Origin of the sequence: Exiguobacterium sp. U13-1 (assembly GCF_001750115.1) — a bacterium.
GTDB lineage: Bacteria > Bacillota > Bacilli > Exiguobacteriales > Exiguobacteriaceae > Exiguobacterium_A > Exiguobacterium_A acetylicum.
In genome coordinates, this window is sequence record NZ_CP015731.1 from 906,766 (window position 1) to 925,280 (window position 18,515).

Consider the following 18,515-nt stretch of genomic DNA (forward strand, 5'->3'; position numbering starts at 1 on the left):
GAGTGGGCTTTTTTCATAGGGTACGCATGAAATCAGAAAGGCGGGAACAGATTTGGAAGCACATTTGGACCAGGAAATGATTCTCGTCCTCGATTTTGGAGGACAGTACAATCAATTGATCACACGTCGTATTCGGGACCTTGGTGTCTACAGTGAATTGCATTCGCATAAAATCACTGCAGTTGAAGTAAAAGAAATCGCACCTGCTGGTATCATCTTCTCGGGTGGTCCACGTAGCGTCTACGCGGAGGATGCGTACCGGTGTGACCCAGGAATCTTCGACCTCGGTATTCCAATCTTCGGGATCTGTTACGGCATGCAGCTCATGTCACAACATTTCGGCGGAACGGTAGAACGTGCGGGACATCGTGAATATGGAAAAGCCACATTGACGTTACAAGACCCGTCACCGATGTATGCGAACCTACCGCTTGAACAAACGGTCTGGATGAGCCACAGTGACCTCGTCACATCTGTACCAAACGGTTTCGTCGTCGATGGAACGAACGTGTCATGTCCGATCGCTTCGATCAAGAATGAAGAATTGAAAATGTACGGTGTGCAGTATCACCCGGAAGTCAACCATACGGTCTTCGGGAAAGAATTGCTCAAGAACTTCCTCTTTGAAGTCTGTAAATGTACGGGCGACTGGTCGATGGAGAACTTCATCGAAATCGAAGTAGCGAAGATTCAGGAACAAGTCGGCGATAAAAAAGTCCTCTGTGCACTTTCTGGTGGTGTCGACTCGTCTGTCGTCGCAGCCTTGATTCACAAAGCAATCGGTGATCAATTGACATGTATGTTCGTTGATCATGGTTTACTGCGCAAAGGTGAAGCGGAAAGCGTCATGAAGACATTCGCGGATCACTTCCACATGAACGTCATCAAGATTGATGCCCAGGACCGTTTCCTCGATAAACTCCGTGGTATCTCAGATCCAGAGCAGAAACGTAAAATCATCGGCAACGAATTCGTCTACGTCTTTGATGAAGAAGCTTCAAAACTGACGGATATGGACTTCCTTGCCCAAGGCACGCTCTACACGGATATCATCGAGAGTGGTACGGATACGGCACAAACGATCAAATCACACCACAACGTCGGTGGATTGCCGGAAGACATGCAGTTTGAATTGATCGAACCGATCAACACCTTGTTCAAGGATGAAGTCCGTGAACTTGGGAAAGAACTCGGTCTGTCAGATGAAATCGTATGGCGTCAGCCGTTCCCAGGACCAGGTCTCGGAATTCGTGTCCTTGGTGAAATCACAGATGAAAAACTCGAAATCGTCCGTGAATCTGATTTCATTCTTCGGGATGAGATTAAAAAAGCAGGACTCGAGCGCGAAATCTGGCAGTACTTCACAGTCCTTCCTCCAATCCGTTCGGTTGGTGTCATGGGCGATGAGCGGACATACGACTATGCTGTCGGAATCCGCGCTGTTACGTCAATTGACGGGATGACTTCAGACTGGGCACGTATCCCATGGGACGTGCTTGAGAAGATCTCGGTTCGAATCGTCAACGAAGTCCAGAACGTTAACCGCGTCCTGTACGATGTGACGTCGAAACCACCTTCAACGATTGAGTGGGAATGAAATTGGAATTTAAAATTAGTAACTGACTATAAACCCTTTTATACCAATGGTTTTGAAGCTGTAAGCTGATTTTACTTCCTATCACCTACGACTATTGACTTCTAAAAATACTCTCTTTTATTTGTGTTATTTCGCAAATAGAAGGGAGTTTTTTTGATGGTCAAACTAATTGAACTGATTGATGATTTTCAGCTAAATCAAAGAATCGAAGGGAAAAAGCATTTTTATATTAGTCTTTGTACCACAAGACTGACACGATGGAGAACATATGTAGAAACAGAATTTCAAATAGTTGATTTAGAGGGCGTGAGACCCGCTCACATCAAAAGCTACATTCAAGCATGTCAAGGTACTGGGAAAGAAATCAACAGCACGATAAACGGTAGTATAGCCACTCTAAGGGTATTCTTTAATTTATTAGTTGAAGAAGAGTATTTGAGTGAGCATGAAAATCCAATGCGTAGAATAAAAAACTTAAAAGAAGATAAGAAAGTGATCGTGACATTCAACGATGAAGAGGTAAGTCGAATATTAAATGATGTAAAAGAAAACACCTACTCAAATATCAGAGATAAGCTCATTTTAATTTTTCTATTTGATAGTGGAATACGAGTGAGTGAACTTTGTGATATTAAAATAAACGATGTTTCTAGAAAGCATATTCTGATTCACGGAAAAGGTTCAAAACAACGTCTTATCTATATTTCGAAGCTCATGCGAAAATACATGCGCAAGTTTGAAGCAATTAAGAAAGAACGATTTACCCATAGACCTGATGATGAGGTAGGAGAACATTATTTTCTAGATCAAAGCGCAGAGCGGTTATCGAGATCGAGGATTAACCAAATACTAAAAGAGCATTGTAGAAGAGCAGGAGTACGAAAAGAAGTGCGTTGTAGCCCACATGATTGTAGACACTATTATGCACAAAAACAATTAAGAAACGGAATTGATTTGTATAGCCTAAGTAGGTTAATGGGGCATTTTGATACCCAGATCACGTCGAAGTATTTAAGGGGATTGGAACAAGAAGAGGTTCTTAAAATAGGAAACATGAGCAGTCCATTAAATAATATAAAAATAAAAAAACGCCTGTAAGAAAAGGGCGTTTTTTTATTTTAAAAGTTTTGAATATTCTGAATATTTTTTATAGAAAAAATAATTGTTGACCTTTAAAGTACAGTATGATAAATTATTTTGTACCGAGAGGTAAACAAAAATAAATATACCTAACACTATACTATTTCAAATCAATTCTTTTGTCAAGAGACTTTTTGGTGTGGAAAAAATTATTAGGAAGGTTAATCGAAAGGGAAAATAAGATGAAACAAAATGATCACGAACAAAAAATTAAAGGGGTAACAACTGTTTCAGAGCAATTGCTGTATGCCTCTTGTAGAAGTGCTTTTTCGAGAGTCCAAAGTCAAACAGAGAAGGCTTATATTGGAGTAAAAATTCAATGGGATTCTGCTAAAGAAATGAAAGAAGCACTGATGAATAATATTGAGTTTTGGAAAACGTGGACTCACTTAACTAAAACTTACATAGAAAGTGGAAAAAGAGCAGGATTAAGACCAACTTTAGACAGAATAGAATCAAATGCATCAATTGGTGGTCACTATTTTGAACAAAACATACGTCCACTTACCAAAAGCGAAAATTCAAAGTTAGGAAGAGCGATTTCGAACCAAGCGCTTTTGATAAAAAATAATAAGCCTACATTATTGATTCAATCAGATTCTCTGAGCGATACGCATTCTAAACTAAAGGTGCTAACGAAAGGCAACATACATAATCTAAAACGAAATACAGGAAAATTTTTAGATATAGGTAATGAATACTCTGTGTTACTTCAATCATTTGATAAAAATAAAATTGATAATTTTGTTGGAAATCGTATTGTTGGTAAGTATGAAGCTAGAATTTATAAAACTCTATTTCTAGTTGATTATTACACTGGAAAAGAGTACCCGCTTGGAGTGAAAGAAGAAAAGTTAATTTTTGATAAGTTCTATCTTCAAGACAGCGAGGGCTTATTATGAAGATAAAACTTATGATGGATACAATGGTATTTAAATCTAAGCCTTGTGGACATGAAGTCCCGAAAATTAATAGACGTTTACTAGAAAATCAAGTATCTATAAATATCGAGGATTTTGCGGAATGCGTTTCTTACGGTAAAAATTTTACACCTGCTTTTTTTGAAAAAAAAGCAGGTGTAATTAACCGCAGAAAAGAGTATTGGAAATCTCAACAAGTTGTTGCACTAGATTTTGATAATGGAATGAGCTTGAAAGAAGCGATAGAAAAGTTTTCAGATACTGCTGCTTTCATATATCTCACTCATTCACATACGGTTTCTAAGCCGAAGTTTAGAGTAGTGTTCATTTTAAATAAGCCTTGTTTTGACTTTTATGAAATAGAAAACTTATTAGGAAGACTACTTACATTGTATCCAGCTGCGGATCAAAAGTGTAAAGATTGTACACGATTCTTCTATGGTGGAAAACAACTGATTGAACTGAACTACAACAATAGAATAAATATTGATAGCTTTAAAACACATAATCAGAAGGTTTTTTCCGGGACATATGATTGTATAACTAATATATCCCGGAAAAAACCTAAACAAACGTCTCACAAATACATACATAATAAGCCTAATGAAAAAATTTCAAGTTCAGAAGCACGAAATATAGATTTGATTAGGTCTCAAAATATTCATGAACTACATAATCGAATAGTACCTAGTAAAAAACAATTTTATAGTGAAGCAGATATAGTTGATTATCTTAAAAAACAAGATTTAAGAAAATATTTAGGAATCGAAACTACTGGTGCTTTTAAGGATATCTTTTCAAACGATAAAAATCCAAGTGCGGGTATACATTTGTCTCATGAAGAAAATGGACATCAAATGTATACATGTCATTCAGAAAAAAATTCATTTTCAGGTACTATCTTTAACGTTACTAAAAAAATATGTGGTGGAAAAAATGATGAAATTCTAGAATTTTTAAAAAAGGTATACTTAATTGAACTTATAGAAAGTCCTTACCAGAAAGAACTGCTCTGTAAGATTGAAGATTATGAAAGATACTTATTATCAGATGAATTTAAGCATGAAAATCCAAACAGTCATAAGATACTGCGGAAACGAAATATGTTAAAAAACTTTCTGATTTTGTTAGATATTTCGAAATTACATCTTCCTCAAGACGAGAAGAGTGGAGTGTTGTTTTATCATTCTCTTGAAACACTTGCTAAGAGGATGGACAAAAGTAAAAGTGCGACTCATAGGTACATTAACTTATTTGTTATCCTCAAAATGATTAAAAAACTTGACGATTTAGAAACTCCACCAGAATTATTATCATTACATAAAAAGACAAAAGCAGATAAACAATATAAATATTATAGTTCTACATATGAACTTGTGTTACCTAATAAAAAAGCTTTTTTTGAAGAAGTAGAAAAAATGAGTACAATATGGATCGAGAAAGGCTTTACTCTCGATAACGTTAATTATGAAAGTATGTACAGAAATTATGGAGCAGAAGAAGCTAATAGAGTATATCCCCAAGACAAAAATAGAGAAGTTCCGGAACTTAACGAGATTGTTACCAAGTGTATTGAAGAAAAAGTTCTAATATTAATTGAAAAAAATAACTGGACTACTGAGGCTAGGGTTTTAGAGGAAGTAAAGCTGTATTTTAGAGGACAAAAAAAATTCAAGGAAATACAGTTTAAAAAATGTATATCAGATACTATGGATAAGTACGGTCTGGAACGCATTCGTTTAAACAAAATTTTAAAGGAGGAATTGGAAATCGAAAGCAATGGCTTCGGTAACATAATACGTAAGTTAACATAAACACAAACACAAACACAAACACAAACACAAACACAAACACAAACACATGACACCAACAAGTAATACGAATTATAAAATTCTGGATTAACTTTAGGTGAAACACAAAGATTAACTCAAGATTTATCAAAACATAAAGTTAATCGAGAATTTTAAAAAAATAGTTAAGCCGCTTATTTATTAAAGTAATGAGTGGCTTAACTTATTGTAAAATAAAAAATGTGATCTGTTACTTACTTGTAGAGAATAAATTATAAAGCAAGTAAATCTCCGATCAATAAATAAGTGTAAATAATATATCTTTCTGCTTCTTCTAGAGATACTTCTGTATGAGTGCCTTTATTAGCTGCTCCATAAATGGTATCTAGTCTCTCACCCATATACTTCAAATGAGATCCCACAAGTTCTTCATATCGTTTGCTCTCTGAGTTAGAAGAAACGTATTGCATTAAACGATTTATAACATGATCTTCTCCAACTTTTATACTTTTATCACCAACTTGAATAGGGGTAGACTGAGGTGGATACAATGAATCAGCAATATCTTTTAATATTCTTCTGCATGAATGAACTGCGTTAGCCCAGTCTTCAGAGTTTGTTGATCTTAAATTTTCGTGAACAGAGACAAACTTTGAAACGGCTTGTGGTGAAATTTCCGGAAGCCTTTTATCAACTTCTAAACGAGTTCTGTTGAATATACTTTCATTAATATTACTGAACTTTAATTCGTAATTTATATTATAAACATAGTCGTAAAAACTAGATTGAACTTTTGCTAGTATTTCAGATAAGTCTCCTATGCTTTGAGCGATACCTTTTCTTTCGACGGCGTTTCCTTGAGGTAGAGGTTGAAAAGTAGCAGCTGATGAAATTGAAATATTTGGGTCATTTGAAACTTTCATTCTTTCTTTTAAAGTTTCTATTGTAGTTTCTAGTACGTTAACATGTATTGTGTTAACGCGCTTATTGTAATTATTGCTTTTATCTTGTACGTAAACACTCCTATTTGATCGTATTGCTGATTCCCAAGCGATAGAAGTTAATTTACCTTTATCGTTTCTAGAAAATCCCTTCATTTCCTCTCTGATCCATTCTAATGCTTCCATATCATTCATTAGACGAGCTAATCTAAGAGTCTTTTGAATTGATGTTTGCAAAGGAACCTCACTCAATTCAATATGTTTCAATATTTCTTCGGATAATGTTAATGCTTCTTCGATTTTTATGTTCATTCATATACCTCCTAGTTTTTGAGAACCTTATTAAATCGTATATCCTATACTATTTATAATGCAAATTAAGAGATGTTGTTACCGATTGACTACACCTAAACGGTAATAAATACGAGGAAACAGAAACCCTTTAGTACCAAGGGTTTTCTTTATATTTTTCATTACCGTTTGACTGTTACCGATTTGTCTGGGTAAAATCAAGTTAATAACTATTATTTTGGAGGTTAAGCTTATGAGGATTATTGGTTATATCAGAGTCAGTAGTGAAGGGCAGAATATAGCTAGGCAACAGAAATCTTTAAAGGATAATGGTTGTACTGAATTTTACATTGAAAAAATTAGCGGGGCTTCAATGGAACGTCCGAAACTGAATGAAATGCTAGATAGCCTTAGTATGGGCGACATGATAATTGTTCATGAAATAAGTCGATTGTCCCGCTCAACTAAAGATCTTTTAACCATAGTGGAAATAATAAAGGACAAGGGAGCGAAACTTAAATCAATTACAGATAGTTGGTTAGATTTATCCGATGATAATCCGATGAGTGAACTACTGTTTACTATTTTTTCGGGTTTGGCACAATTTGAACGGAAGATGATCAAGCAACGTCAAAAGGAAGGGATAGAGATAGCTAAAAGTGAAGGTAAGTACAGAGGTAAAAAGACTAAATTAGTCGAAGGTGGTAAAGAAGAACAGAGAATGAAAGCTATTCTTGCAGCCTATAAACAAGGAAAATCAATAAACGACATTCGCATGACGTTCAGGGTAGGTACAGGTACTATTTATAGATTGCTTGAGAGAGAAGGACTTAAAAATTAAATTATTTTGCTGATACCTTAGTGGGGGTAATTCTGACCAATTTGTTTACTTCGAGTGTGATTATACGTAATAGTACTCTTACCCCCGCATTCTTTTATTAATATCGTTCACGTGCGCAAAGTGCTTAGAGTCCGCTTTATAGAGATGATTTTAACTGAATTACTAGATATGCTCGTGAGCAGAAATTAGAGGATAAAATTAAAGTTTTATAACAAGTATTACTTACTGAAAAAACTTTTTTCCGGGACATATGATTGTATAACTGATATATCCCGGCAAAAACCTAAATAAACGTTTCAAAAGAATAAGTAAGAATTATAGAAAGTGTGAGTATGAGAATGGGCATTAATGAAGCAAAGAAATATTTCACTAAAAAAAACTTAAGACAACAAATAGATAATGAGTATTTTGAGTATGATTTATTTGAGAGAGAGATAAACATTAATTATAAGATTTTAAAGCAAGAATATAGAAATGAATACTTTTTTAAAAATATTTTATTTAACAAAATAGTAATGGGTAAATATAGTTTGAACACTACTGGTGCATTTGAGGAAGTACCTATTAAAACATCGAAAGCAGATTTTGTTGTAGTGAATAAAAAAAAATGTATAGTTTACGAGATAAAAACTGATCTTGATAATTTAGATAGATTATCACAACAGTTATTAGATTATTCAACTGTTTTTAGTGAATTATATGTCGTTACAACTGACAAAAATTATTACCCAGTTTATAAAAATTTAAAAGAAATCATTCCTTATATTGGTATTATTGTATTAACCTCTAATGAAACTTTAAGTGTGCGTAAAAAAGCTTCAATATTCATAGACAATTTAAATCACGAAAATTTATTTAAAATTCTTAGAAAGAAAGAGTATGAAAATATATTATTTGAAGTCTTTCATAAACTACCGAATGTCACGCAAGTTGAATATTTTAGAGAATCGATGAAGTGGTTTGAGACTATTGAAATTTTAAAAGCTCAAGAATTAGTTTTTGAACAGTTAAGAAAGCGTATTCCCTTGAGTGATAACGCAGTATTTAAAAGTATTCCTATTCCAATTAGATGGTTGGTCTATTTATCAAATTTTAGTAATGCTGACTTTTCGAAAATTTTAAAAAAGTAATGGAGGAAAAAATATGTATTTCCCGATTATTCGTGGCAGACAATATGATTTGTTAGCTTTAAGAGAATTAAAAGAAAGAGATTTAATTAGTGAAAAAGTTGTTCCTATAATAGAACCAATAAAATTTAGTTCTACACTCAATTCTTTATTATCAGTATTCTTTAATAAACAAAGTAATATCATTTTTATTACTAATCCTAAAGTGGGTTCATTCAAAGATGAAATTGAAATGCCAAGTATAAAAAAAGAGTATCGAAAAATGATATCAGAAAATGAATTTATAATGATTGGACACTACTTGAATAAAAATTCTAAAACTGAAATAGAGAATCTATTTAATGAATATGGTTTTGATCATGAAGATTTAGCAATTATTCATACAGGAGAAGTTTTAGACCAAAGCTATAGTGAAATTTTTAAAGACAAAATTCCATATATTAATGTAATGCCTTATAGTATGTCTTTAAGGAGAAAATTAAGGAATCAAAATTTAGTAGCATTAAGTGATAAATTCAATAAAATGTCTAGAAATTTGGATTATATTGAAAAGCAAAATGAAGAATTTTCGGAAGATCATTTATTTTTCGAAGAAGAAGGATATATAGGCTTTTCAGATTACTCTGTTATAGGTGCGGCTTATGTAGAAGGTGGATTTGCTCCTTATGCCGTAGCGATGCATATTGTGTATCCTAATGAAAATAATGAAATTGATATAGTCCATTTTGTTTCAGATTCAAATAATGATACTAGCGATGCCGCAGGGAAATTTTCGGAAGCTTTGAATAAATTGATTCGGTGGTATAACAACGGTTTCTTAATGAATGAATTAATGGATACTTATGCAATGCGTACACTTTTAAAGCACCATGAAGAAGGGACATACCCAGGGTTACCAACTCTTAAAAAATTATCAATTATGCATCATCTTGAGCTTGTAGACAAATTACTAAATTTGGAGGGAACAGTATGATTTGTTGCGAAAAATGTTTCCTTTCTAAAGTCCTTAAAGATATTGTGAAAAGCTATCAAATTAAAGGCAGTTGTGATTTTTGTAACAGTACTAACGTTTATATCTATGATCTGAATGAAAACGAAGGTCTTGATGAAAAATTCAATGGTTTATTAGGTATATTCCGAAAGAGTGAAGAATTAGAAGAAGACAACTTTCCTGAATTAGAGTTAATTAGTATAAAAGATAACTTTGAAAAACACTGGAATATTTTTAATGAAGATTTTGATTCAAATATGATTCATCGTTTTTTGAGTAACCTTTTGCAAAAGAGATATTCAGATAAAATTTCATTATTGACTAATCAAGTCGGGATACCTCAGTGGATGGTTAAAAGATATTTGGAAGAAAACTCTGTACTAAAAGGTTACAAGTGGGAAGAATTTGTTACGCATATAAAACATAATAATAGGTTTCATAATAACTATGTTAACTATGAAGTTTTGAAAGTATATTTAGAAAGATTAGAAACTATTGTAGATGAAAGAGTTCTTTATAGAGGTAGGATATCAAATGATGAAGAATTAGATATCGATTCAATGGGCGCTCCTGACCCTGAGTTTGCGAGTGCTGGAAGAGCTAATTCTCAAGGGATCAGCCATTTATATTTGGCTAATGATATTGGGACAGTAATTAACGAAATTCGACCTAGTTTAGGTGATGTGATTTATATAGGAACGTTTCCTGTGCCGAATGATTCGAACTTAAAAGTTATAGACTTTACTAAACTCTCAGAACTAGATGTGTTTGAGTTTGAAGATCCAACTCGTTTTTCCGTCAATCTAAAGACTTTTAAGGAAATGGGAGCAGCTATTTCTAAACCTGTTAGAAGCGGGGATAGTAAATTAGATTATTTGCCTACACAATTTATTGTTGACTTTATTAAAAGTTTAAACGATACAGAAAAAGCTGGTTATCACGGCATAATGTTTGAAAGTACTGTCAGTACAAGTGGGCATAATGTAATGATATTTGATCCTGATTTTTTAAAATGTTCTAAAGTGGATAAAAAAGAAATAAAAACATTACAGTATACGCATGCTCCTTATAGATGAATAAATAATAATTAGTAAGGGGGAGACAATATTACATCTGTTGGGAAACTAGAAAATATATTTTATAAATCTATGTTGGAACTATGTGACGAGTCTAAAAAAATTGGATACAATCCGCATAAAACTAGACGATTAATTTCTGAACAAGGTGGACTCAAAACTGCTCGACAATTAATTAATAGCTCAAAGTTATCTGATGGTTTTATCATTTTGATAGAAAAAAAACGCTTAGATCTAACCATAGAAGCATTATGTTTGAATCCGAAGTTTAAGAGTCTTTTTACTGACGAGGAACTAAAAGTTTGCTCGGATAGATTAATTGAGTGGAACTATGAAGTAATCAATGAAAAAAATATCGAACTTCCTAAACTAAAGTCTAATAATAGAGATAGGGAATTTAAAAAGTATAGTAACGATCTAAAAGCCAAAGTATTGTATGAACATTTAATTAATGATAGAACGCATAGATGGTTAGATATAAACATATTAGGTATAACGAGTGGAAATACAAAAGGAAGAGACTCGGCAAATATTCTTTACTATTTAGGTATGAAAGCTGATTATAGAGGTATTTTTAAAAGGCAGGATATTAATAGTGTTATTGAAAGATTAGAAAAAAGTGAACAAAATTATGAAATTGCCATAAAACTATTGAAAACACTTAAGTGTGAAGAATTGAGTAACGCTATTGATCTTGATATCGAAGCAGAAAAAACAGAAGACGGTTATGGTATTGAAGGTGGATCTCGAGATTATTATGGAAAACGCTATGAGCGAAACGCAAGAAACAGACTACTTGCTATTCAAGAACATGGTTTGAGTTGTAAAGCATGTGAATTTAATTTTGAAACAGTGTATGGAGAACGTGGGAAAGATTTCATAGAAGTTCATCATGTAAAACCATTAAATACACTAACAAAAGCAATGAAGATAAATCCTAAAACAGATTTAATCCCATTATGTTCCAATTGCCATAGAATGATTCACAGAAGAAAAGATAAGATATTAACGCTTAATGAATTAATTATGATTTTAGGAAAGTGAAAAATTGGATTTTAAATAAAAAATAGTAATGAGTTACTCAATGATTCAATTGCTTATTTCTATTAAATCCCCCCTTTGTTATTTACGAGATACTGCAAATACAGGGGGGGGGGTAACTAATATTAATGGATTAAGAAAACTAAATAACAAGTAAAGAGATTATCTATTTTTCTCATGTTTCCTATGAGAAATTTTTTAATTTTTCTTTGTAGTAGGTAGTTACAAAATCATCAGCTAATTTATATCTATTTTTTATAAAACCAAACTCATTTTCATTGAATCTACTTAAGCGACTTCCTTTATGTATCTCATTTAACATATAGAACATTTGATAAATTTCTACTACGTTTAAGGTTTCGAGTGTGGTAATTTCCATTAATTTAAATTTACATTTTTCATACTCATCTATTTTGAAATTGAAATCAGTATGAATACTATTATGAGAATTACTACCATGCTTCTCAAAAAGAGATGGTTTTATACTATCTAATTGATTTAAATTATACTTAATTTCATTTATTAAAAACGTTTCGACTATATTTTTAGTAATTCTTCTTTTTTCTTGTCTTAAATTTTCATCTAATTCTTTTTGTCTCTTATTATTTAATTCGTTTTGTTCGTCTTGTCTCTTATTATTTAATTCGTTTTGTTCGTCTTGTCTCTTATTATTTAATTCGTTTTGTTCGTCTTGTCTCTTATTATTTAATTCATTATGTTCGTCTTGTTTCTTTATTTGTGCTCTAGTTGCCCATACTGATGTGCCAGCAGCAATAAAACCACCAACTATAGCACCTAATAAAGCGAACAAACCATTTGCTAATACTTCGCTCATAAAAATTATTCCTCCCCTTTTTTTTCATTATAATTTAGCGAATGAAGATAAACTACAAGAATGGTATAGAACTAATAAATTCTCAAAGAGATATGGTAATTTGTTGATTTTCATAGAATTGACCTGATACTATTGAAATACAAAATAACACGAATAATTGAAGCCTGTATTTATATAGAAGTTTAATGATCATATCGATAAAACGTTGATAAACCAACATTTTCGTCAACGAAGTCCAGAACGTTAACCGCGTCCTGTACGATGTGACGTCGAAACCACCGTCAACGATTGAGTGGGAGTAAGAACTAGACTTGCTGAGAAAATTCGTCTCATGAAACCTGTCCTACCAATGTGTTAAAGGGGATAGGTGAAATGAAGTCTGTTTCACCTTCAACAATTCGATTTCAAAATGAAGCTCCCTCCCATTCACATGATTTGTGAATGGGAGGGGCTTTTTTTGTGGTCAAATTTATGAAACTGTTAGACAACTTTAAACTGAATAAAAAAGTTTAAGGACGGAGAGCAAAGTATATCGAGATATGTATCTGGCGTTTAGTAAGGCTTGAAGATTTTATGCAGCATGAGTTAAACGTGGAAAAGTAGAAAAGGGAAAGTACTTAATAAATAGATAATGGATAAAATTTACATTAATAATTAATACATGTATATTTAATATAGTGAGGAGAGGGTCGAATTGGGATTAGGATTTAGAAAGAGTTTCAAGATTGCACCTGGTGTAAGAGTTAATGTTTCGAATAAGAGTATTGGAATCAGTGGAGGCATTAAAGGGTTAAGGTATTCTGTAAATTCAAGAGGACAGCGTAGAACAACTGCAAGTATTCCTGGAACAGGTATTTCTTATACCAGTACATCAAGCTCTGGAAGAAGGTATAAAAGTGCTGCGATGAATAATAGACAGCAATTAATTCGTCAACAGAAAGAAATTGCAAAACAAGAGGAAATACAGAGAGCAAAATATGAGGTAGAAATGTATGAAAATAAAATCGAATTAATACATTCAATTCATAAAGAATGTGATGATACTTTCGACTGGTTAGATATAAGTCGTTCTAAACATCCGCATCACAATAATCAAATGGGTAGATATGAAATAGAAGCACAGCATAAGCTAGATTCTTTTAAACCTAGTCTATTGCAAAAAATTATGAAATCTAGTAATAAAGCTGAACAAAAACTACGTGAAGAGTTAAAAGCTGCTAAAGAAGAAGACCACAAAGAATTTCAAGAGCTACAAAGAACTATAGACATTGCTAAGAGAGTATTAGATAAAGATGTTGAAACCTATCTTAATGTTATTGAAGAACTTTCACCTTTGGAAGATCTTTTAGAATTTGGTAGTGGTTTTGAATTCTTCATTGATGACCCAGAGGTACTAGAGGTGGAATTTAACGTCCATTCGAAAAATGTAGTACCAATACAAGTTAAATCTTTAACTAAAACTGGTAAGCTTTCTATGAAAGACATGACTAAATCAAAGTATTATGATATTTATCAAGACTATGTTTGCAGTTGTGCAATTCGTATTGCTAGAGATATGTTCGCTGTTTTACCTTTCGAAACTATAGTTGTGCATGCCGTGGATGAACGACTTGATACAACTACAGGTAAGGAATCAATAATTACAATTCTTTCTGTAAAATTTATTAGAGGAACACTCAATGCTCTTAATTTTGAAGCACTCGACTGCTCAGATTCAATGATGAACTTTGTTCATAACATGGATTTTAAGAAGACGAAAGGATTTTTACCTGTAGATAAATTAAAATTCATTTAATTCCTTTCTAATTGTGACGGATTTTGCTCACTTAATTAAAGGAGTAACTATCTAGTTTAATAAAAGGGATTCACTACTTTTAGTCTTTTTTCTACTTACTTTACTTATGTTTTACTATCTAATGCTGTGTTAATTAATCTCAAAATTCGATTTTAAAATGAAACTCTCTTTTATTCGGATGATTTATGAATGAGAGTGAGTTTTTTTGTGACCAATAGTATGGAGCTGTTTCTTCAACTTTTGAATACATCATTAAAAGAAACAGGAGGCGCACTCTCATGATAGATTGGACATGGACTGAAGTCGATCGACTAGAAAAACAAGAGAAATGGAATGAAGCCAAAGTATATCTTTTAAAATCTTGGAGACAACATCCTGATGATCTCAAAACAGTCATTCGACTGGGCTTTTTTTGTTGGTACGTCACCTTTGAACATGGACCATTAGAAATTACAGAGAACGACATAGATATTAAGGAATTAGAATCTTTACTAAAGGAAGTTACACATGATGGTTTACGTCATTTTATGAACTATGAGGATTTTCTATGGTGTTTTGGTTATATGATTTCGATGACTCCTTATTATTTTGGAGAGTACAACGAGTGGGAAGAAAAAGGGACATCCATGTTACGACGTGCTCATGAATTATGTCCAGATGAACCGATTTATGCTTATTCTTATCTCAGGTCATTCTCAAATACTTACGGAACACGTGAAAACGAATTACAACAGATACAAAACGTATTAGAGAATCGTTTTAAAGGAGAGGGATTATTATCCGATTACTTTAAAAGTACGGTATTTAACATTAGACTTGATTTGAAATAGTAACGAATAGTCATCAAAAAAGTTTTTAATTCCGAACCTTCAGATAAAGTAAGTAGTTAAGTTTCGTTTTTATGGTTCAATCATAAATTTGACCATGCTATGATGTGGCTGTCTTTGTTTTTCATATCAATAAAAATATTATCGTATAATTCCGGGTACAAGGTTTGAGAGACTTTACAGGAACACCGTAATGATTGCTATTATGGCGCACATACAACATCGTACGTTTATTGAAACGGCTTTTACTTCTTAGGTAAGGGTCTTTTCTTGTTGCGTAGCATGACTTAAACGTTTTAAACAGGACGAATTTTAATAATGAGCATGCTCTAGTAAACAGGACCAATACATTTTAAAAAGACACCCGTAACTAAAAAAGATGTACAAAAAAATCAGGTTTAATCAGAAAAAAAGTAGGGGAAATCCAAACTGTTGGCATATAAGATTGATTTTCAAGAGCTAATTATTATTTTTTGTGGCATTTATTAAAAAGGAGGAAGAGATCATGACGAGAAAAGAAGGTACATTTATCCAAGTATTTAATACCCAAGCGGAAGTACTGAGTAAAGTAAACGAATTAAAAGCGCAGGGATATGACGAAAGAGATATGTATGTCGTGGCTCAAGATAAACATTCCTTCTCTATGGTAGAGAATCAGACAAACGTCAATGTAGATACTGCCGGTGAACAAGAGCACCAAGGATTTATGGGGAAATTCATGGCTGCCTTTTCCGACGACTCTTCTACGGAAGCATTCCGGGGAATGGGCTTATCGCATGATGAATCAGAAGAATACCGTCGTCAGGTAGAAAGCGGCAAGTTGGTTTTATATGTAGACAGCGACTATGGCGATTCTTACGAAAAGTATAATCAAAGCTACAACCAAACTTCTGGAGTAAACGATAATCAATATGATCGCACGGGAGTCGAAGCAAATCGGAATCACAACGACCATCTTTCTGATAATGGTTCTCTTTCCGGTATAAATCGAGACCCAGGCTACGATAACACTCTAGGTGCAGATCGAAGCCGAGAATATGACGATACTTCAGGCGTCGATCGGTCTGATATAGATCGGACTGGCGTTACTGAAATGAACAGTGATACAGAAGAAGAACGCCTTCGCCTGCATGAAGAGCGGTTAAATGTAGATAAAGAAAGAGTGCAAACAGGGGAAGTAAACGTCAGTAAACACGTAGTCGAAGATCAACAATCGATCGAGGTGCCGGTAGAGCGGGAAGAAGTTTATGTGGAACGGCGTAAAGTGGATCATAATGCGTCGGGAACAGATGCTTTTGTAGATGAGAACGACTCCATCCACGTACCGCTTTCAGAAGAAAAGGTAGTAGTATCAAAAGAAGATGTAGTCTCTGAAGAAATTGTTGTTGGAAAACGTAAAGTGCGAGATACAGAAACTGTATCTGAAACGGTACGACGCGAGGAAGCAGATATTGATGAAGGTACGGATACGAGAACGGACGTAGAACGTGACGATCGTAAACGACTGTAATAGATCAAACTAAGAGGGGAGATAGCGATCAGCTATCTCCTTTTTTAAGGAAATTAAAAAGAATAATGGATGCCTCATTCATTACGTCTTTTTACTGCAAATTAAAGATAACTCAAAAATAACGCTTACAAAACCGAACGTTCGGATAAAATAAGTGGTTAAATTTCGTTTTTATGGTTGACCCGTGAATTTGAGCATGCTACGATGTGTCTGTTCTTATTTTTCATACCACTAAAAAAACATAAATAATGCCGTATAATTCTGGGGATAGGGCCCGGAAGTCTCTACAGGAACACCGTAAAGGTTCCTACTACGGCGCACACGCAGCATCGTGCGCTTATTGAAACGGCTTTTACCGCTTAGGTAAGGGCCGTTTTTTGTTTTCAAGGAGACGGCTTATTTGGAAGGAAGGCAATCATGAGCACACAATTGAAACAGCCACACCAACCGAAAGCAAAAGAAAATGCGATTGCGCGTTTCTTTGATTTCAATGGGCTTGGTACGAACATGCGTACAGAGTTCATCGCCGGCATGACGACATTCTTCGCCATGGCGTACATCTTATTCGTTAACCCGAATACATTAGCCGAAGCAGGCATGGATGCAGGAGCGGTCTTCGGTGCTACAGCACTTGTCGCAATCATCGGTTCCGTCACGATGGGATTACTCGCGAACTATCCAATCGCGCTTGCACCAGGAATGGGACTAAATGCTTTCTTCGCCTACAGCGTCGTCATCGGAATGGGCATTCCATGGCAAACCGCACTTTCAGGTGTTCTCGTCTCAGGTCTTGTGTTCATGGTATTAACGGCTTCAGGTATTCGCGAGATGATCATCAATGCGATTCCAGAACCATTGAAAATGGCAGTTGCAGCGGGAATCGGATTATTCATCGCATTCATCGGATTAAAAACAGGTGGCTTAGTCGTCGCGAATGAAGCGACGCTCGTCTCGCTCGGTGATTTAAGTAAAGGAACAACGCTTCTCGCGGTATTTGGTCTTGTCGTATCTGCGGTCCTAATGACGCGTGGTGTTAAAGGGGCAATCTTCTTCGGAATGATCCTAACGGCAGTTGCCGGAATGATTTTCGGTTTGATTCCAGTTCCAACAAGTCTTGGTGAAGTCATTTCAGCACCACCGAGCATCGCACCGACGTTTGGACAGGCATTCCTTCACTTTGATGAAATCTTCACGGTTCAAATGATGATCGTCATCCTAACTTTCTTCTTCGTTGATTTCTTCGATACAGCAGGTACACTGGTTGCAGTAGCAAACCAAGCCGGTCTGATCAAAGAAAATAAAGTACCACGTGCAGGTCGCGCATTAATCGCTGACTCAACAGCAACCGTAGCGGGTTCGATTCTCGGAACGTCGACGACGGTTTCCTACATCGAGTCAAGTGCAGGGGTCGCAGCGGGCGGTCGTTCAGGAATGACGGCAATCGTCACAGCGTTATTCTTTGGTCTCGCTTTATTCTTCTCACCATTGCTCGCAATCATTACAGCACCGGTCACAGCACCCGCATTGATCATCGTCGGTGTGTTGATGGCAGCTTCACTGCTTCAGATTGATTGGAAAAAATTTGAGTACGCTGTTCCAGCTTTCTTGACCGTCATCATGATGCCGTTGACGTATTCAATCGCAACAGGGATTGCATTCGGCTTCCTCTTCTATCCGGTCACGATGATTGCGAAAGGACGAGCAAAAGAAGTGCACCCAATCATGTACGTGTTGTCACTCGGCTTCCTCGGTTACTTCATCTGGTTGCACTAATCCAAACTGCGTCTTTCTTC

15 protein-coding genes, 1 pseudogene and 1 riboswitch are annotated in these 18,515 nt (G+C 34.6%); of the genes and pseudogenes, 14 read left to right on the forward strand and 2 right to left on the reverse strand.

Translation table 11 applies throughout. The features are described from left to right. The first annotated feature begins 76 nt into the window (after nt 1-76). The 4 genes from guaA (at nt 77) to ESP131_RS04720 (ending at nt 5,471) form a co-directional block, all read left to right on the forward strand. The gene (guaA, locus tag ESP131_RS04705; RefSeq protein ID WP_069941015.1) at nt 77-1,597 is read left to right on the forward strand and encodes a glutamine-hydrolyzing GMP synthase; all 1,521 of its coding nucleotides are present in this window, start codon (nt 77-79) and stop codon (nt 1,595-1,597) included. A gap of 156 nt (nt 1,598-1,753) precedes the next feature. Further along, nucleotides 1,754-2,695, forward strand: coding sequence for a tyrosine-type recombinase/integrase (locus ESP131_RS04710; RefSeq protein WP_069940276.1), 942 nt, complete (start codon nt 1,754-1,756; stop codon nt 2,693-2,695). A 179-nt stretch (nt 2,696-2,874) separates the two neighbouring features. Beyond that, on the forward strand, nt 2,875-3,639 hold the full coding sequence (locus ESP131_RS04715) for a hypothetical protein (RefSeq protein WP_069940277.1): 765 nt from the start codon (nt 2,875-2,877) through the stop codon (nt 3,637-3,639). Nucleotides 3,640-3,650: 11 nt separating this feature from the next. After that, nucleotides 3,651-5,471, forward strand: a complete 1,821-nt coding sequence (locus ESP131_RS04720) for a hypothetical protein (protein WP_156772488.1) — start codon at nt 3,651-3,653, stop codon at nt 5,469-5,471. Nucleotides 5,472-5,719: 248 nt separating this feature from the next. Here the strand turns inward: ESP131_RS04720 and ESP131_RS16750 are convergent, their stop codons facing one another. Next, the gene (locus ESP131_RS16750) at nt 5,720-6,700 is read right to left on the reverse strand and encodes an AbiTii domain-containing protein (RefSeq protein ID WP_197499337.1); all 981 of its coding nucleotides are present in this window, start codon (nt 6,698-6,700) and stop codon (nt 5,720-5,722) included. Between the two features lie 232 nt (nt 6,701-6,932). Between ESP131_RS16750 and ESP131_RS04730 the strand changes: the two genes are divergently transcribed. From ESP131_RS04730 to ESP131_RS16755, 5 genes are all read left to right on the forward strand, one after another. Further along, nucleotides 6,933-7,520 carry a recombinase family protein gene (locus tag ESP131_RS04730; RefSeq protein WP_069940279.1) on the forward strand — a complete coding sequence of 196 codons (588 nt, stop codon included), beginning with the start codon at nt 6,933-6,935 and terminating at the stop codon, nt 7,518-7,520. 338 nt (nt 7,521-7,858) lie between these two features. Continuing rightward, on the forward strand, nt 7,859-8,650 hold the full coding sequence (locus ESP131_RS04735) for a sce7726 family protein (RefSeq protein WP_069941017.1): 792 nt from the start codon (nt 7,859-7,861) through the stop codon (nt 8,648-8,650). Nucleotides 8,651-8,663: 13 nt separating this feature from the next. Further along, nucleotides 8,664-9,620 carry a sce7725 family protein gene (locus ESP131_RS04740; RefSeq protein WP_069940280.1) on the forward strand — a complete coding sequence of 319 codons (957 nt, stop codon included), beginning with the start codon at nt 8,664-8,666 and terminating at the stop codon, nt 9,618-9,620. Further along, entirely contained in the window at nt 9,617-10,714 is a 1,098-nt protein-coding gene (locus ESP131_RS04745; protein ID WP_069940281.1) for an RES family NAD+ phosphorylase, read from the forward strand. The genes ESP131_RS04740 and ESP131_RS04745 overlap by 4 nt, the downstream gene beginning before the upstream one ends. Before the next feature lie 72 nt (nt 10,715-10,786). Then, nucleotides 10,787-11,758, forward strand: a complete 972-nt coding sequence (locus ESP131_RS16755; RefSeq protein WP_069940282.1) for an HNH endonuclease — start codon at nt 10,787-10,789, stop codon at nt 11,756-11,758. A gap of 181 nt (nt 11,759-11,939) precedes the next feature. Here ESP131_RS16755 and ESP131_RS04755 read toward each other — a convergent pair whose 3' ends face one another. Next, nucleotides 11,940-12,590, reverse strand: a complete 651-nt coding sequence (locus tag ESP131_RS04755; protein WP_069940283.1) for a hypothetical protein — start codon at nt 12,588-12,590, stop codon at nt 11,940-11,942. A 224-nt stretch (nt 12,591-12,814) separates the two neighbouring features. Here ESP131_RS04755 and ESP131_RS17000 point away from each other — a divergent pair. From ESP131_RS17000 to ESP131_RS04775, 5 genes and pseudogenes are all read left to right on the forward strand, one after another. Continuing rightward, nucleotides 12,815-12,892: pseudogene (locus tag ESP131_RS17000) on the forward strand (GMP synthase (glutamine-hydrolyzing)); the annotation flags it as partial. 392 nt (nt 12,893-13,284) lie between these two features. Further along, on the forward strand, nt 13,285-14,385 hold the full coding sequence (locus tag ESP131_RS04760; RefSeq protein ID WP_029340733.1) for a DUF4236 domain-containing protein: 1,101 nt from the start codon (nt 13,285-13,287) through the stop codon (nt 14,383-14,385). 278 nt (nt 14,386-14,663) lie between these two features. Further along, on the forward strand, nt 14,664-15,215 hold the full coding sequence (locus ESP131_RS04765) for a hypothetical protein (protein ID WP_047391457.1): 552 nt from the start codon (nt 14,664-14,666) through the stop codon (nt 15,213-15,215). Nucleotides 15,216-15,717: 502 nt separating this feature from the next. Beyond that, a complete protein-coding gene (locus tag ESP131_RS04770) occupies nt 15,718-16,722 on the forward strand; it encodes a DUF2382 domain-containing protein (protein WP_047391454.1) in 1,005 nt (334 codons plus the stop codon). Nucleotides 16,723-16,953: 231 nt separating this feature from the next. Continuing rightward, nucleotides 16,954-17,055: riboswitch (purine riboswitch) on the forward strand. 135 nt (nt 17,056-17,190) lie between these two features. Beyond that, nucleotides 17,191-18,495: an NCS2 family permease gene (locus ESP131_RS04775; RefSeq protein WP_029340736.1), complete on the forward strand. Its 1,305-nt coding sequence runs from the start codon at nt 17,191-17,193 to the stop codon at nt 18,493-18,495. Nucleotides 18,496-18,515: the final 20 nt, after the last annotated feature.

What these genes read in the sequence shown, in the direction of transcription:
- guaA (WP_069941015.1), top strand. Translation starts at nt 77, where the DNA reads ATGATTCTCGTCCTCGATTTTGGAGGACAGTACAATCAATTGATCACA.
- ESP131_RS04710 (WP_069940276.1), top strand. Translation starts at nt 1,754, where the DNA reads ATGGTCAAACTAATTGAACTGATTGATGATTTTCAGCTAAATCAAAGA.
- ESP131_RS04720 (WP_156772488.1), top strand. Translation starts at nt 3,651, where the DNA reads ATGATGGATACAATGGTATTTAAATCTAAGCCTTGTGGACATGAAGTC.
- ESP131_RS16750 (WP_197499337.1), bottom strand. Translation starts at nt 6,700, where the DNA reads ATGAACATAAAAATCGAAGAAGCATTAACATTATCCGAAGAAATATTG.
- ESP131_RS04730 (WP_069940279.1), top strand. Translation starts at nt 6,933, where the DNA reads ATGAGGATTATTGGTTATATCAGAGTCAGTAGTGAAGGGCAGAATATA.
- ESP131_RS04735 (WP_069941017.1), top strand. Translation starts at nt 7,859, where the DNA reads ATGGGCATTAATGAAGCAAAGAAATATTTCACTAAAAAAAACTTAAGA.
- ESP131_RS04740 (WP_069940280.1), top strand. Translation starts at nt 8,664, where the DNA reads ATGTATTTCCCGATTATTCGTGGCAGACAATATGATTTGTTAGCTTTA.
- ESP131_RS04745 (WP_069940281.1), top strand. Translation starts at nt 9,617, where the DNA reads ATGATTTGTTGCGAAAAATGTTTCCTTTCTAAAGTCCTTAAAGATATT.
- ESP131_RS16755 (WP_069940282.1), top strand. Translation starts at nt 10,787, where the DNA reads ATGTTGGAACTATGTGACGAGTCTAAAAAAATTGGATACAATCCGCAT.
- ESP131_RS04755 (WP_069940283.1), bottom strand. Translation starts at nt 12,590, where the DNA reads ATGAGCGAAGTATTAGCAAATGGTTTGTTCGCTTTATTAGGTGCTATA.
- ESP131_RS04765 (WP_047391457.1), top strand. Translation starts at nt 14,664, where the DNA reads ATGATAGATTGGACATGGACTGAAGTCGATCGACTAGAAAAACAAGAG.
- ESP131_RS04770 (WP_047391454.1), top strand. Translation starts at nt 15,718, where the DNA reads ATGACGAGAAAAGAAGGTACATTTATCCAAGTATTTAATACCCAAGCG.